Genomic DNA, 13,373 nt, shown 5'->3' on the forward strand with positions numbered 1-13,373 from the left:
ATTTACTTTCTAATCTTTTATATATAAAATTGCAGTGCGACCTGACCAAGCAACATACCGTTGACCGTCATACTTTTCTGCCGCTTGCAGGACTTCTTCTTGATTGAGACCACTTATTTTGACAAATTGGTCGCTAACAGCCACATCCGTCAGAAGAAATTCTGTCTCTTCTGCCACCAAGATAGTCTCATCAAAATCATTGCCTTTCATCCATACCTTGCCTGCTTGCTCAAAGACTACATAGTGAGGGAAAATTTGCGCAATCTCAAACAGCAAATTCTCTGCAACCTCAACGTCCTGCTCGGCAAAGACCTGCGCCAGTCCGGTCCCATCCACATAGGCAAAACCGAAAGCCTTGCCTGATAAATTCAAGCGGACAAAGGGCTTTTCTTCCGCAAAGCTAGGTTCTTTGGAAAATAGGCTGAGCTGCTGAGACAGTTCCAAATAATAAGCAGTCGCCTCTTCTGGTCCTTTTTTTTGGTAGATTTCCGCAAAATAGGCATTGATGACCGAAGGTGGTGGCGTGATGAAATCTAGTTTTTGTTGGTCCGTCAAACCAGCTAATTTCTTAGCCAGATAGACCTTGTCCAGACTGGTAAAGCCACCGTATTTGATTGCCAAATCAAGATAATCTGTCATAAAATTCTTCCAACTTCCATTTATTGCTGGAAGCGATATAGCCTGATACCACTTCCACATCCTCTTCGTAGATCCGATGTTCAATCAGGGCAAGAGTTGCTAAATCATGCAATTTATAAGATTCAGCAAGTGGTACCCTGACCTCAAATCGTTCAAACATGGTCTTAATCTTAGCCAAGACCATCATCTGAATATGGCCTTTGGCATTTTCATCCTTAGCGGACAACATGACATGAGGAAACTGACTTGGAGTAAAGCTATCATCGGTCTTGTCCAGCTTGTTATAGAGAGCCAGACGGGGAATGTCCAGCATATCCAAGTCCTTGAGAATGTCTAAGACCACCTGCTCCTGATCACTGTGATTAGGGTCAGAGGCGTCGATGACATGGAGCAAGAGGTCCACGTTCATGGACTCCTCCAAGGTGGATTTGAAGGCGGAAATCAACTCGGTCGGCAGATCCTGAATGAAACCAACCGTATCGGTCAAGGTAACATTAAATTTGTCCGCCAAGTTAATCTGCTTAGTCGTGGCATCAAGTGTGGCAAAAAGTTCATCTGCCTCGTACTGTCTCTTGTCGGTCATGGCATTCATAATGGTGGACTTACCAGCATTGGTATAGCCAATCAGACCGATTTTAAAAATACCCGACTGCAAGCGACGTTCACGGACTGTCGCTCGGTTTTTCTCCACAACTTTAAGCTGGCGCTCAATGTCATGAATTTGATTGCGGATGCTCCGGCGATTGAGCTCCAACTGGCTTTCACCCGGACCGCGAGAACCAATTCCCCCTGCCTGACGGCTGAGCATAATCCCCTGACCAACTAGACGGGGCAACATGTATTTTAACTGGGCCAGATGAACCTGCAATTTCCCCTCGTGGCTCCTAGCCCGCATAGCAAAAATGTCCAAAATCAACTGCATCCGGTCGATGACCTTTACACCGAGAATTTCTTCTAAGTTGACATTCTGACGGGGTGTCAGCCGGTTATTGACAATGACGGTATCAATCTCATCAGCTTCGACCATTTGCGCAATCTCGTCCAACTTACCAGAGCCAACGAAGGTCTTACTGTCGTATTTTTCCCGTTTTTGGGTGTAGATGCCCTTGACCAGAGCGCCAGCCGTCTTAGCAAGGCTTGCCAACTCCTCCATGGACATATCAAAGTTTTCCGTCTGCTGCAATTCGACCCCCACTAGGAGGGCGCGTTCTTGTTCTTTCTGCGTTTCAATCATTTAAAAATTCCTCCACGGCGGTGAAAATCTGTGACTTGTAATCTGACTCGCCAACTGAATAAAAGGGAACCTGCATGCGATTTCTGAACCAAGTCAACTGGCGCTTGGCAAAGCGGCGACTGTTCTGCTTAACCTTATCGATAGCCTCTTCCAGCGAAATCTCACCAGCCAGATAGGGGAAAAACTCCTTATAGCCGATGCCCATGGCGGCTTGGGCTTGAGGATGTTCTTGGTAGAGCCAGCTAACTTCATCCAGTAAGCCCGCTGCCATCATCTCATCCACTCGCTGATTGATGCGGTCATAAAGAACCTGTCTGTCATCCGTCAAGCAAATGTAAAGAGGCTCATAGTCTGACTCATTATTTTCCAAATTTTTGCCAAATTTTTTCAACTCTAACCCACGAATGATTCTACGTCGGCTGTTTCCCTCGATTGTCAAACCTACCTGCTCTGCCATTGTTTCCAAAACCTCGTCAGACAAGCTATCGAGTTCTGCCCGATAAGCAAGAACTTGCTCCTGGTCAACCTGCCCGCCCAGATGGTAACCCTCTAGCAGACTTTGAATGTAAAGTCCAGTTCCTCCAACGATAATAGGCAACTTTCCACGCTTCTGGATTTCTGTAATGAGAACTTTGGCTTCATCTACAAATTCATAAGCCGAATAGCCCTCGGTCACCTCTCGGACATCAATCAAATGATGAACTGCTGCCGCCTGCTCCTCTGGACTGGCCTTGGCTGTCCCAATATCCAGCTTGCGGTAGACCTGTTGGCTGTCTCCGCTGATAATTTCGCCCTTATAGCGCTTGGCCAGCTCAATTCCCAGCGCTGTTTTTCCTACCGCTGTCGGTCCCAAGACCACAATTACCTTAGTTTTCATCTTTTTCCTTGAAAATTTTTTGTTTTTTCGCTAAAATCTATTATAACACAAGTAAAGGAGAATTCACTATGGCTAAAGGTTTTGGCAAAGGTTTCTTGACAGGAGTTCTTTCTACCGTTGCTGTGGCAGCAGGTGCTATCTTCACCGTTCATAAAACAATTATCGAACCAGAAGAAAAGAAAGAAGCCTTCATTGAAGAAAATCGTAAAAAAGCAGCACGCCGTCGCGTGTCACGCTAAGGAAAAGTTGGATGAACGTCCAGCTTTTTTCTTTTGGCAGCAACAGAAAAACAGCCCAAAACGGACTGTTGACTTCAGCATTTTCCTACAAAATAATCTCTTCCTTCTCAATCAAGACAATGGTCCACATCATGACCAGGGTCACCACTGCTAGTGCCAAAATAAGCGGTAGCCATGACCCAAATACTGGAAAACTATAGCCCAGGAGACCTGGACCAAAGGCAGCAATCAGATAGCCGCCCGTCTGCACCATACCGGATAATTGGGCAGTCGCCTGTGGGTTGCTGGTTTTCAGGGTAAAGCCCAGCATCATATAAGGGAACAATGCACTATTGGTAAAGCTCAAAATTAAATGAATGGCGGTCCAAATGGCAAGATTTACAGGCGCTAAGGCCATGAGAGCGAGACCAACTAGAGAAACAGCGGAGATGATTAACATTATCCTCTTACGCCCATCCTTGGTCTGACGAGAAAGAATAGCCGGTGTCACCATAGACATGGGAATGGCAATGAGATTGTACATGCCGGACATGAACCCAGCCTCAGCCTTGCTAAAGCCAATGGACTGAGCAATTGTTGGGAGCCAGGTAATCTCTGTATAGAAGAGCACCGACTGGAGACCACCGAAAATCAGAAAGGCAAGCGCAGCCTTATTTTTCCAAAGGAATTGACCAGATGACTTTTCCTGATTACTTTCAAAACGATGATTGTGGCGGACATTTGGCAGCCAAATCAAAAGGGCCAAAAAGATTACGGCCGTGACCAGATAGATAAAGGTCTGCCATGAAGTCGCCGTAACCACAGGTACTGCTGCCATAGAGGCCGTAGTTCCAGCCACCCCCATCAGGGTCACATAAATAGTGGTATAAAGCCCGATTTTCTTAGGAAAATTGGCTGTCACAATACTTGGCAGCAGGACATTGATAAAGGCAATGGTCCCGCCCAGCAAAACGGTTCCTGCAAACAAGCCCACTAGACCGCTAGCCCGCATTCCTGAGCCAATAGTCATGATGAAGAGCACCAGCGCCATCAACTTTTCCAAGCCTAGCTTGCCAGCCAAGCGCGGTGCCAAGGATGAGCAGAGGGCAAACATAATCAGCGGAATAGAGGTCAGAACCCCCAGCGAGCTGACTTGTACCCCCAAGCCAGTTGCGATGTCCGTCAAAATGGCAGGCAGAGCTGTAAAGGGAGCCCGCATAACCACACCCAGCATAATAATGCCAGCTACCATAAATAGCGATTGTTTTTTCATATCGTGATAGTTATCCTTTCTCAAACGTTCGGATTTCAGCATGTATGATTATACCATACTTGACAAATGATAGAAAGTGATTCTGTTTTATTTCTGGTTATAGTTTTAAGCTATATCATTTCCCATTAAATAACTATTTTTCAAATGGGAAAATTTGCGTTAGAATACAAACATACCAAACGAAAGCGAGAAAATTTAACATGACACAATCAAGATTCCAACTAGTTGGCTCCCTCCTCCGCCCTTCAGCCCTTGGAGAATACAAGCGCCAAATCGAAGCGCGTGATGACATAAAGTACCCATTTTACGATGCCTTCGACGGCTACAAGGAGACTGAAACTGAACTCATCGAGAAAATCGTTGCGGAACAAAAAGAAAATGGTCTCGACATCGTGACTGATGGCGAATTTGGTCGCTCTATGTGGCACCTGGACTTCCTCTGGGGCTTTGAGGGTATCGAGCGTTACATTTCTGATCACGGCTATCCATTTAAAGACCACGATGGCCAGCCTTATGAAACTCGTAAGGACATCGGTCTTCGCATTACCGCTCCACTTTCTTCTAAAAATCACCACTTCATCGATATTTACAAGCAAGTAAAGGAATTAGCTGGGGACACGACAACCAAGCAGACTATCTACGGACCAGCTCATGCCTTCAATGAATTGATTATTTTCAACGGTCAGGTTGGACCAGATCAAGTCTACAAGACCCGTGAAGACTTGAAAGAAGGCCTCATTGCTGCCTACAAGGAATTCTTGGACCAGTATAAGGCTGCTGGTGGTCAGATTGTTCAATTTGACGACTGTCTCTGGGAACTCTTCGACCCATCAAATCCTGTGCCATTCTTGCCGCAGGATGACCCAGAAGCTTTGGCTGCTCTTGCAGATGAATTTATCGCTATCAACAATGCCGTTGCTGACTACGGTCATGAAATTGGCTTGACAGTCTGGACCCACAACTGCCGTGGTAACTATGAAAGCCGCTCTGCAGCTGGTGGTACTTACGAGGCTATCGCTGAGAAATTCTTGAAAAACCAGCGTTACAGCCGTTTCTTCCTGGAATGGGATGATGAGCGTGCCGGCGATTTGAAAGCTTTGGAAAGCTTGAAAGATTCGGATGTCGAAATTGTTCTGGGTCTGCTTTCAAGTAAGACTTCTGAACTCGACGACGAAGAGCGTGTTTACAAACTCCTAGAAGAGGCCAGCAAAATCATTCCAAAAGAACGCCTCTATCTGTCACATCAGTGCGGTTTTGCATCATGTGACTCTGGCAATGAGCTTGCTATCCCACAACAATGGGCGAAAATCAAACAAGGTCAAGACATTGCAGCCAAATTCTGGGCTGAATAAAGAAGTAAATCAAGGATCCATCAGCATTGCTGGTGGTTTTCTCATGTTCAAAATCACCTGACGCACAAAACGACCCTGAAACTCAAGCTTCAGGGTTGTTTGTCTATCTAATAAAGTAATTGTGCCAAAATCAAAACCGCAATCAGGGCCAGCAGATGACCAATATTGACAACGATAAAGGAATGCTTCAAGCCCCGCTTCATGCTCAATTTGGCCAGATTATGGAAGGTAATCATAACTCCCGATTGGGGAACAACTGTCAGCACCGCCGAGGCAATAACCGTCACCCTGTGTAAGACCTGGGGATCGATACCCGAATCAAGGTAGGCAGGCAAGAAATTGCTGGCAGCAATCCCTACCGCACCAGACGAAGAGCCAATGATACCACCGATTAGGGCAGTCGACACCGAAAGACTAATCAGGGGCGAACCAGAAATCTGTCCAATCCAGTCTTGGATAAGCAAGAAGCCTGAGGACATGGCCAAGACCGTTCCGAAAGCCACTGTGCTAGAAGTCGCAAATGCAGGTAGAACAGATGCCGTTGTCCCTTCATTTAAGAGAGTTTGCTGATTGACCAGATTCTTACGGAAGAGAAGACCTGACACCAGTATGGCCACCGTTAGCCCCACAACCAAGATATAAGGCGTTTTCTGAAAGATGTAAATAGTTGCAACCAAGCTCAACATGGGCAGGCTTGCCAAAACTAGATTAGGAAGATTTGCGTTATCTGTAGTCACAATTTCCTCATCACGCTCAGTATACCCCTCATTTCTCGCCATACTTTTCTTCAAGGCAAACCGCATATAGGTCAAACCAAAAACGACTAAAATTAAGCTTGAAACCAGGCTCAAGAGCGGTGCGGCGGTCAAAGTAGTCCCCAAAACCTTGGTTGGAACCGCATTATGAATGGACGGCGTCCCTGGCAAACTGGACATGGTCAGGGTGCTGACACCTAAAAAAACTGGAATTGGAAATAGTTCCCAATTGATATTCAGCTCCTTAAAGAGCGGTCTCGACAAGGGCAAGAGGGTGAAAATAACCACAAAAAGGCTGACACCCCCATAGGTCAACAAGGAGGCAATCAGGGCAATAGCCAGCAATACCTTATAAGGGCTTTCCTTACCAACCACTCGCAAAATACTATTAGCAATGGTCTGGGTAGCACCACTTGCTTCCATATACTTGGCCAGTATGGAGCCCAGCATAAAAATCGCAAAGTTATTGATTAAAAAACCAGCCAGGCCAGTCATATAAGACTGCTCCTTGCCCAACATGGTCTCTAAAATAGGCATTTGATTGGTCAAAGCCACGATCAAGCTCGCCAAGGGGGCCGCAACCATCACGTTTAGATTCTTTGTGGTCCAATAGATAATGGCCACAATCGCCAAAAATACCCCTACTACTCCTAAAATTGTCATAGTTCTCCTTTAATGAAAAGAGGGATTGCTCCCTCTGAATTTTTACCTATACTGCCGAATGTCCTCTTTCCCTTGAACCTTTGCCAGCAGCTGGACCACTGTCTGCTCTAGAATTGGATGGACATAATCAGCCGCAATATCAGCCAGAGGCTGTAGGACAAAGGCCCGCTTATGGGCATAGGGATGGGGCACCGTCAGCCGTTCGGACTGGATGATTTCCTGGTCCCAGAAAATAATATCCAGGTCAATGGTCCTCTGTCCCCATTTTTCAATACGCACACGGTCCAAGTCCAGTTCGATTTTTTGACAGATTTCCAAAAATGCCAGAGGCTCCAAATCTGTAAAGACCCGACAGGCTAGATTGAGAAAGTCAGCCTGGTCCGTCTTGCCCCAAGCTGGTGTCTCATAAAGAGCTGATACGGCTCCCAGCTGACAGGCAGGATGATTATCCAAACTCTCCAAGGCAGCCTGCAAATAGGCCTCACGGTCCCCCATATTGCCACCAATGCTCAGATAAGCTGTGTGTTTCATGGGCGTTCACGCTCCAACTCAATACCAACTGAATCATAGTGGCCAGCGATAGGCGGATTTTCCTTGTGGATGGCCAGCCTGATCTTCTCTACTTTGGGAAATTGGTCAAAAATCTCCTGACAAATCAGCCCTGCCACTTTTTCAATCAGAATATAGGGTTTGCCTTCGACCACTTTTTTCATAGCCTCGAAAACAAGGCCATAATGAACTGTATCTTCCAAATTATCCGACAAAGAGGCAGCGGTTAAATCCAGAAACAAATCGCAGTCCACCGTAAAAATTTGCCCCAGGGTCTGCTCTTCCTTGAAGGCGCCGTGGTAGCCGTAAAATTTGCATTGTTTGAGTGAAATCTTATCCATTCTTGCTCCCATTCACTAATTGGTCCCAGACAGTAACCAGATCTCGATTGGCTTGGACATTGTGGACTCGGACCATTTTACAGCCCTTGGAAATAGCCCAAGCAGACAGGGCTGCCGTTGCCTGATCCCGGTCAGTTGCCAAGGTATTGCCACCCAAAAGATGGTCAACCACCCGCTTACGGGAAATCCCAAAAAGAACTGGATAACCAAGCCCAGTAATCTGCTCCAAGCCTTGGAGAAGATCCAGATTGTGCTGGGCATTTTTGGCAAATCCAAACCCAGGATCCAGCCAAATCTTGTCAGCCGAAATACCAGCTGCTAGGGCTGCCTGAGCCCGCTCCGCTAGAAAATCTCGCACTTCTTGCACAATATCCTCGTAGACTTCCTCTGTTTGATTGTGCATGAGGATAATGGGTACCTGATACTCCGCTGCCAGGGCCAGCATTTCTCCGTCATAGAGACCTGCCCAGACATCATTGAGAATGTCTGCACCAGCCTCCAGAGCCGCACGCGCTGTCCCAGTTTTATAGGTGTCGATAGAAACTAGGCAGTCAAAACGCTCCTTTATAGCACGAATAATCGGTACCACACGGGCGATTTCCTCCTCTTGGGAAACAAATTCCGCCCCCGGTCGGGTAGACTCGCCACCAACATCGATGACCTGGGCACCTGCTGCCAAAAGCTCTTCAGCCTGAGCTAGGGCAGCCTCTACTTCATTAAATTTTCCACCGTCAGAAAAAGAATCCGGCGTGACATTGAGAATGCCCATGATGGACACTTGCTGGTGTAAGTTGTCAATCGACATAGCTCCTCCTATTTGTGAATCATGGACAGCAATTCACGACGCAAAACAGCATCTTCCTTGTATTTTCCAAGAGCAACTGTGGTCACTGTCTTGCTGCCTGGCTTGCGAACACCACGCATACTCATACACATGTGTTCCGCCTCCACCATAACATAGACGCCTTCTGGCTCCAAGGCGTCCTGCAGGGCATGGGCTACCTGGTGAGTCAAGCGCTCCTGCAATTGTGGACGGCGACTAGCCACTTCCACCGCACGCGCCAATTTGCTGAGGCCTGTCACACGACCCTTGCTAGGTAGATAGGCCACATGCGCCACCCCATAAAAAGGCACCAAATGATGCTCACACATGGAGTGAAAGGGAATATCCTTGACCAAGACCACTTCCTCATGCCCCTCCGAAAAGACCGCCGTAAACTGATCCTTAGGGGCTTCATTGAGACCAGAAAACATCTCCTGGTACATCTTGGCCACACGCTTAGGCGTATCCAGTAGTCCCTCACGGTTAGGGTCCTCGCCCAATAATTCCAACAATTGGTAAATGGTTTGTTCAATTTTCTCTTGCTTTGACATAATACATCCCCTTGTTTAATGTTCTTATTATACCCTAAAAAGACTCCTAGGAAAAGTCTTACTCCCCTTTGTGATATAATAAAACAAAGAATTGTAAGGAGAGCGCCACATGACCAAGAAACCCGTCCAGTTAGCGACGATTTGCTATATTGACAATGGCAAGGAATTTTTATTACTTCACCGCAACAAGAAAGAAAATGATGTGCATCGCGGCAAGTGGATTGGCGTCGGCGGAAAATTAGAAGCCGGTGAAACCCCTCAGGCCTGCGCAGCCCGTGAAGTCTTGGAAGAGACAGGCCTTACGGCCACCAAGTTGGCTCTGAAAGGCATTATTACCTTCCCTGACTTCACCCCCAATATGGATTGGTACACCTATGTCTTCAAGATTACCGAGTTTGAAGGCAACCTAATCGACTGTAACGAAGGAGATTTGGAGTGGGTTCCCTATGACCAGGTCCTATCCAAGCCCACCTGGGAAGGCGATCGGCATTTCCAAGAATGGCTCTTAGAAAACAAGCCCTTCTTCTCCGCCTGTTTCCGCTATGACGGAGATAACTTACTAGACTACTCAGTGGATTTTTATGAGTGATAAACAGCTCAAAACCTGCAAGTCAGCTGACCTGCAGGTTTTAAGTTATTCTGATACTGGTTGCTCTGCTTGATATTGAGCCTGCTTGCCTTCATCAAGGAGAGCTGCAATAATCTTCTGGTCACGCAGTTTGACGGAATCGTTGATGGTCTCAGCTGAGTGGATAATAGCCGCCTCCAACTCACGGCGTTTCTGACGCCCTTCATCAATAGCGGCGATGATGCCGTTGTTCTGGGCTACCAGACTTTCAGCCAATTTTGTCACCGACTGAACAGCCAGGGTCGGATTTTGAGCGGTGCGTTCCATCATCGGAATGGCTTCCTTAGACGTATCTGCCAGCATCTGAAGAGCAGCATTATTGGCATTGACGATGGCATCAGCCGTCTGGCTGGACTTGATAGATTGTTGCAAAATACCTAACTGTGCGATGGATAACTTCATGGTCGGAATGGTATTGCGACGGAGCATGCTCAAACGCTGTTTCATATCGGACGATACCTTGACCAGATTCCGCATCTGCGGTGTCGTTGTCCAGGCCACATAGAGACGGTTCAGGTATTCAGAATGCTGCTGCTCTAAAATATTGGCCACTTCTGTGATCCGCGCCAGCTTTTCAGAGGCTACCTGATAGTCAACAGTGGTCGGAACTAGGCTAGCCAGTCTTTCCTGCTCTGCTCTTGCTCGCTGAGCGGCCTCTTGACCTGTCGCCTCGATAAAGGCAATGACACCGACCAGATTCTCGATAGACTTGGTATTGTTTTCAATCAAGAGCTCGGCAGAAACGATATTGCGCGAGAGTACTTCTTCCTGCTTGACCACGCTAGCTGCCATAGTGTCCATTTTCTTTTCGATGGTCTGGGAATCGAAGTAAAATTCCTGCAAGTCGTTCTTGGTCTGCTTGAAAAGACGCTGGAAGAAACCAGGTTTCTTCTCCAATTCAGCCGTGCTTGAAATGTCCTTATACTTGGCCACAAAGCCGTTAAGTTCACGGTTGGTATTGGCCAAAAGCTCATCCACCTGCGGAATTTCAATCTTCTTCTGCTCACTCAAGATGTGGTTGACTGTTGCATTGACCTCCTCAACCGCCTCCTTGCCAAAGTCCAGGAGGGCGTTCTGGTTAGATACAAAATTATCCACCAACTGCGGTGCCTTGGCCTGGATCCCGGCCTGCTGTTCAGGTGTCAATTGGGCAAGGAAGGATACTTTCTGACTGTCACCAATGGGCGTAGCCTGGATGATTTCCGTTGTCTTGTCCTTCTGGTTCAAGCCGTTGCTGGCAATGGCATCTATATCAAAATTAAATCCTGACATCTTATTCCTCTACTTTCTTGTCACGTTTCATCATACGCAGGCTGACTTCAAAATCCTGCATATCGGCTTCGTTAAACTGGCGAATGGTATTATCCAAGTCACTATCAAAGGTCTCCATGGCAGATTTTGCCTGGGCCAAACGTTCTTCCGCATTGAAATAATCCTTGGGAGACTGCTTGATTTTCATATACCCCTGCAATATATCCTGGAAACGCTGCATATTGGCCTCATGAATGGCCGTCAGCTCTTCCTTCTTATCCGTTGTCGCCTCTAATTTCTCTAAAATAACTAGATGATCCCGTTGGATATTGCAGTAGGTCTCAAGAATTTCCGGCGTCAGGTCCGCAATCCACTCCTGCTCCGTCAGCTCCTGCTTGGCTTGAACGAAAGGCTCTGCCTCCTTGACAGGCTCTGCTGACTTTTCAGGAAGTTTGAGCTGATACTTGAGCTGGAGGGTGTCCACGACTTCCTTACTCTTATAGGCATCCAGGTACTTACCAACCTTTTGATAGACTTGGTCCAGCTCAAAGAGTTCTGCCAGCAAGCGTCCCCGCAATTGCAGAACCGCCTTGTCCTCCCCATTTTCAGCCAAGAGCTGCTGGTGCTTGGAAAATCCCGCACTGATGGACCATACCAGATTTTCCAAGCGCTGGATAGATGAACGGTTGAGCATCCGATGAACCGCAGGACGATTCTTTACATAGAGATAAACCAGTCCCAGAGGCAAAATAATATACCAAAAATTTATCAAAATCCCCAAGACTATGAACAGGGCAAGGATAGAGCCCCAACCATCATCTTTTTTATAGCGTTTTTTACCCATACGTTTTCCTCATTTTTCCATTATATTATATCATATTCCTCCTCATCTATGAAAAATTTACCAAAGAAAAAAGCCGGGTTTCCCCAACTTTTTAGAAGGCCTTGGCCTGGGTTGCTTGGATGCTGTCAATGGAAATGCCAGAGGTGGCAAACAGGTTCTCCAATTCCTCTACAGCGATGCGGCCTTCGATTTGAACCTCGATGACCACATTGCCTTTTTTAGTCTGTAATTGAACGGTGCTAATGATATTGTAGCCCTTGTCAGAAATAATCTTGATAATCTTCGCAAGCTCACCAGCCTTATTTTCAACTAGGAAACGAGCCCGCACGCCCTCTTCTCCATAGCCTGAAACGTGGAGGAAGGCAGCAAAGATATCGCGGTCTGTGATGACACCGTAGAGCTGACCATTGTCCACAACCGGCAGGATGCCGACCTTGTTTTTATACATGAGGTAGACCGCATCCTCCAAGCTGGCATAGCCTGAAACTGTGATGACGTCCTTAATCATGACATCCTTGACCTTGGTCTTGTTGAGCAGGTAGTTCATTTCGTAGATAGACAGGCTGGTCGCCTTTGACGGACTAGCTTCTGCTATGGTACCTTCTGTCACCAAACCGACCAATTTATCATTTTCAATGACCGGCAAGCGGTGCAAATCCTGCTCACGCATGATGTCTGCAGCATGGGCGATCGTTGTATCTGGTGAAATGTAAACAACCTTACGGGTCATAAAATCTTTAACGGACATGGAACTTCCTCCTCGATATTTTCTACACCTATTATAGCAAAAAACGAAAACGATTTCAATATCTTATGAAAAGAAATGAAAATCAGTGATCAACGACCACTGATTTGTTAGAAACTAGATTCACAAGTAAGGTACTTTAAGTTTTTTAATGGAATACGGACTGTATTTCGAGAAAAAACGAACGAAACTTGCCTTAGCTCAGGTGCCGAATTGTGAATACAGGTTCTAAAATTATACACCCTTAACTGCGAAATAGATCCCGCTTGGGCAGGCAAAGTTAAAGTTAGGGAAGGGCTGTTCATTGACTGGGCTGCAGGTATCTGTCAAACCAGCGATACGCTCCTGAAGGCCTGCAATATCGGATGTTTCAAACAAGACGCTCGGTACATTGTCCAACACCTCTGGCGATACTTGAGCGATAAATTCCTTGGCATAAACCGTAATCGTAGTCGTCGCATCCGCATGAGACTTCATGTCAAAGGTCTCAAAGCCCATCATCTTCGCTTCATTTTCAATGACAAAACCTGCCGCTGACCAAAAACTTTTTTCTGCCGCCACATCATCTACATAGAGCATAAGGCCCAATTCTTTATTAAACATCTGTTATCCTCTTTCTAAAACGATATT

General features: G+C 46.6%; 16 protein-coding genes. 3 read left to right on the top strand and 13 right to left on the bottom strand.

Annotated features, from left to right (window positions below; genetic code table 11):
• Window positions 1–9: 9 nt before the first annotated feature.
• From AB1F57_RS09580 to miaA, 3 genes are read right to left on the bottom strand one after another with little or no spacing between them, the layout of a single operon-like run.
• Complete coding sequence (locus AB1F57_RS09580; protein ID WP_105138110.1) at window positions 10–639, bottom strand: cystathionine beta-lyase; 630 nt, start codon at window positions 637–639, stop codon at window positions 10–12.
• Entirely contained in the window at window positions 623–1,873 is a 1,251-nt protein-coding gene (gene hflX, locus AB1F57_RS09585) for a GTPase HflX (RefSeq protein ID WP_167784997.1), read from the bottom strand. The genes AB1F57_RS09580 and hflX overlap by 17 nt, the downstream gene beginning before the upstream one ends.
• Entirely contained in the window at window positions 1,866–2,750 is an 885-nt protein-coding gene (gene miaA / locus AB1F57_RS09590) for a tRNA (adenosine(37)-N6)-dimethylallyltransferase MiaA (protein WP_167784996.1), read from the bottom strand. The genes hflX and miaA overlap by 8 nt, the downstream gene beginning before the upstream one ends.
• Before the next feature lie 68 nt (window positions 2,751–2,818).
• Between miaA and AB1F57_RS09595 the strand changes: the two genes are divergently transcribed.
• Entirely contained in the window at window positions 2,819–2,989 is a 171-nt protein-coding gene (locus AB1F57_RS09595; RefSeq protein WP_105122767.1) for a DUF3042 family protein, read from the top strand.
• Window positions 2,990–3,074: 85 nt separating this feature from the next.
• Here AB1F57_RS09595 and AB1F57_RS09600 read toward each other — a convergent pair whose 3' ends face one another.
• On the bottom strand, window positions 3,075–4,241 hold the full coding sequence (locus AB1F57_RS09600) for an MFS transporter (RefSeq protein WP_167784995.1): 1,167 nt from the start codon (window positions 4,239–4,241) through the stop codon (window positions 3,075–3,077).
• A gap of 200 nt (window positions 4,242–4,441) precedes the next feature.
• Here AB1F57_RS09600 and AB1F57_RS09605 point away from each other — a divergent pair, with 200 nt between their 5' ends.
• Window positions 4,442–5,593 (top strand): cobalamin-independent methionine synthase II family protein, encoded by a 1,152-nt coding sequence (locus AB1F57_RS09605; protein ID WP_167784994.1) that lies wholly within the window; start codon window positions 4,442–4,444, stop codon window positions 5,591–5,593.
• A gap of 107 nt (window positions 5,594–5,700) precedes the next feature.
• Here the strand turns inward: AB1F57_RS09605 and AB1F57_RS09610 are convergent, their stop codons facing one another.
• From AB1F57_RS09610 to folE, 5 genes are read right to left on the bottom strand one after another with little or no spacing between them, the layout of a single operon-like run.
• Window positions 5,701–7,011: a GntP family permease gene (locus AB1F57_RS09610; protein ID WP_167784993.1), complete on the bottom strand. Its 1,311-nt coding sequence runs from the start codon at window positions 7,009–7,011 to the stop codon at window positions 5,701–5,703.
• A gap of 42 nt (window positions 7,012–7,053) precedes the next feature.
• Entirely contained in the window at window positions 7,054–7,542 is a 489-nt protein-coding gene (gene folK, locus AB1F57_RS09615) for a 2-amino-4-hydroxy-6-hydroxymethyldihydropteridine diphosphokinase (protein ID WP_167784992.1), read from the bottom strand.
• A complete protein-coding gene (gene folB / locus AB1F57_RS09620) occupies window positions 7,539–7,901 on the bottom strand; it encodes a dihydroneopterin aldolase (RefSeq protein ID WP_105122762.1) in 363 nt (120 codons plus the stop codon). The genes folK and folB overlap by 4 nt, the downstream gene beginning before the upstream one ends.
• A complete protein-coding gene (folP, locus tag AB1F57_RS09625) occupies window positions 7,894–8,706 on the bottom strand; it encodes a dihydropteroate synthase (protein WP_105138117.1) in 813 nt (270 codons plus the stop codon). The genes folB and folP overlap by 8 nt, the downstream gene beginning before the upstream one ends.
• 8 nt (window positions 8,707–8,714) lie before the next feature.
• Window positions 8,715–9,275 carry a GTP cyclohydrolase I FolE gene (gene folE, locus AB1F57_RS09630; RefSeq protein WP_105138118.1) on the bottom strand — a complete coding sequence of 187 codons (561 nt, stop codon included), beginning with the start codon at window positions 9,273–9,275 and terminating at the stop codon, window positions 8,715–8,717.
• Between the two features lie 109 nt (window positions 9,276–9,384).
• On the opposite strand from folE, the gene AB1F57_RS09635 reads away from it, so the two are divergent.
• The gene (locus AB1F57_RS09635; protein ID WP_105110478.1) at window positions 9,385–9,864 is read left to right on the top strand and encodes an 8-oxo-dGTP diphosphatase; all 480 of its coding nucleotides are present in this window, start codon (window positions 9,385–9,387) and stop codon (window positions 9,862–9,864) included.
• A gap of 45 nt (window positions 9,865–9,909) precedes the next feature.
• On the opposite strand, the gene AB1F57_RS09640 is transcribed toward AB1F57_RS09635, so the two are convergent.
• From AB1F57_RS09640 to AB1F57_RS09655, 4 genes are all read right to left on the bottom strand, one after another.
• Complete coding sequence (locus tag AB1F57_RS09640; RefSeq protein ID WP_367985683.1) at window positions 9,910–11,175, bottom strand: toxic anion resistance protein; 1,266 nt, start codon at window positions 11,173–11,175, stop codon at window positions 9,910–9,912.
• A gap of 1 nt (window position 11,176) precedes the next feature.
• Entirely contained in the window at window positions 11,177–11,998 is an 822-nt protein-coding gene (locus AB1F57_RS09645; protein ID WP_170238517.1) for a hypothetical protein, read from the bottom strand.
• 91 nt (window positions 11,999–12,089) lie between these two features.
• The gene (locus tag AB1F57_RS09650) at window positions 12,090–12,746 is read right to left on the bottom strand and encodes a CBS and ACT domain-containing protein (RefSeq protein ID WP_105138121.1); all 657 of its coding nucleotides are present in this window, start codon (window positions 12,744–12,746) and stop codon (window positions 12,090–12,092) included.
• Window positions 12,747–12,977: 231 nt separating this feature from the next.
• Window positions 12,978–13,346, bottom strand: a complete 369-nt coding sequence (locus AB1F57_RS09655; RefSeq protein WP_105138122.1) for a glyoxalase — start codon at window positions 13,344–13,346, stop codon at window positions 12,978–12,980.
• Between the last annotated feature and the right edge of the window lie 27 nt (window positions 13,347–13,373).

Origin of the sequence: Streptococcus nasisuis, from assembly GCF_040836615.1 — a bacterium.
GTDB lineage: Bacteria > Bacillota > Bacilli > Lactobacillales > Streptococcaceae > Streptococcus > Streptococcus suis_V.

Bases quoted from the DNA above. Each gene is read 5' to 3' on its own strand.
- AB1F57_RS09580 (WP_105138110.1), bottom strand. From the start codon at position 639: ATGACAGATTATCTTGATTTGGCAATCAAATACGGTGGCTTTACCAGT.
- hflX (WP_167784997.1), bottom strand. From the start codon at position 1,873: ATGATTGAAACGCAGAAAGAACAAGAACGCGCCCTCCTAGTGGGGGTC.
- miaA (WP_167784996.1), bottom strand. From the start codon at position 2,750: ATGAAAACTAAGGTAATTGTGGTCTTGGGACCGACAGCGGTAGGAAAA.
- AB1F57_RS09595 (WP_105122767.1), top strand. From the start codon at position 2,819: ATGGCTAAAGGTTTTGGCAAAGGTTTCTTGACAGGAGTTCTTTCTACC.
- AB1F57_RS09600 (WP_167784995.1), bottom strand. From the start codon at position 4,241: ATGAAAAAACAATCGCTATTTATGGTAGCTGGCATTATTATGCTGGGT.
- AB1F57_RS09605 (WP_167784994.1), top strand. From the start codon at position 4,442: ATGACACAATCAAGATTCCAACTAGTTGGCTCCCTCCTCCGCCCTTCA.
- AB1F57_RS09610 (WP_167784993.1), bottom strand. From the start codon at position 7,011: ATGACAATTTTAGGAGTAGTAGGGGTATTTTTGGCGATTGTGGCCATT.
- folK (WP_167784992.1), bottom strand. From the start codon at position 7,542: ATGAAACACACAGCTTATCTGAGCATTGGTGGCAATATGGGGGACCGT.
- folB (WP_105122762.1), bottom strand. From the start codon at position 7,901: ATGGATAAGATTTCACTCAAACAATGCAAATTTTACGGCTACCACGGC.
- folP (WP_105138117.1), bottom strand. From the start codon at position 8,706: ATGTCGATTGACAACTTACACCAGCAAGTGTCCATCATGGGCATTCTC.
- folE (WP_105138118.1), bottom strand. From the start codon at position 9,275: ATGTCAAAGCAAGAGAAAATTGAACAAACCATTTACCAATTGTTGGAA.
- AB1F57_RS09635 (WP_105110478.1), top strand. From the start codon at position 9,385: ATGACCAAGAAACCCGTCCAGTTAGCGACGATTTGCTATATTGACAAT.
- AB1F57_RS09640 (WP_367985683.1), bottom strand. From the start codon at position 11,175: ATGTCAGGATTTAATTTTGATATAGATGCCATTGCCAGCAACGGCTTG.
- AB1F57_RS09645 (WP_170238517.1), bottom strand. From the start codon at position 11,998: ATGGGTAAAAAACGCTATAAAAAAGATGATGGTTGGGGCTCTATCCTT.
- AB1F57_RS09650 (WP_105138121.1), bottom strand. From the start codon at position 12,746: ATGTCCGTTAAAGATTTTATGACCCGTAAGGTTGTTTACATTTCACCA.
- AB1F57_RS09655 (WP_105138122.1), bottom strand. From the start codon at position 13,346: ATGTTTAATAAAGAATTGGGCCTTATGCTCTATGTAGATGATGTGGCG.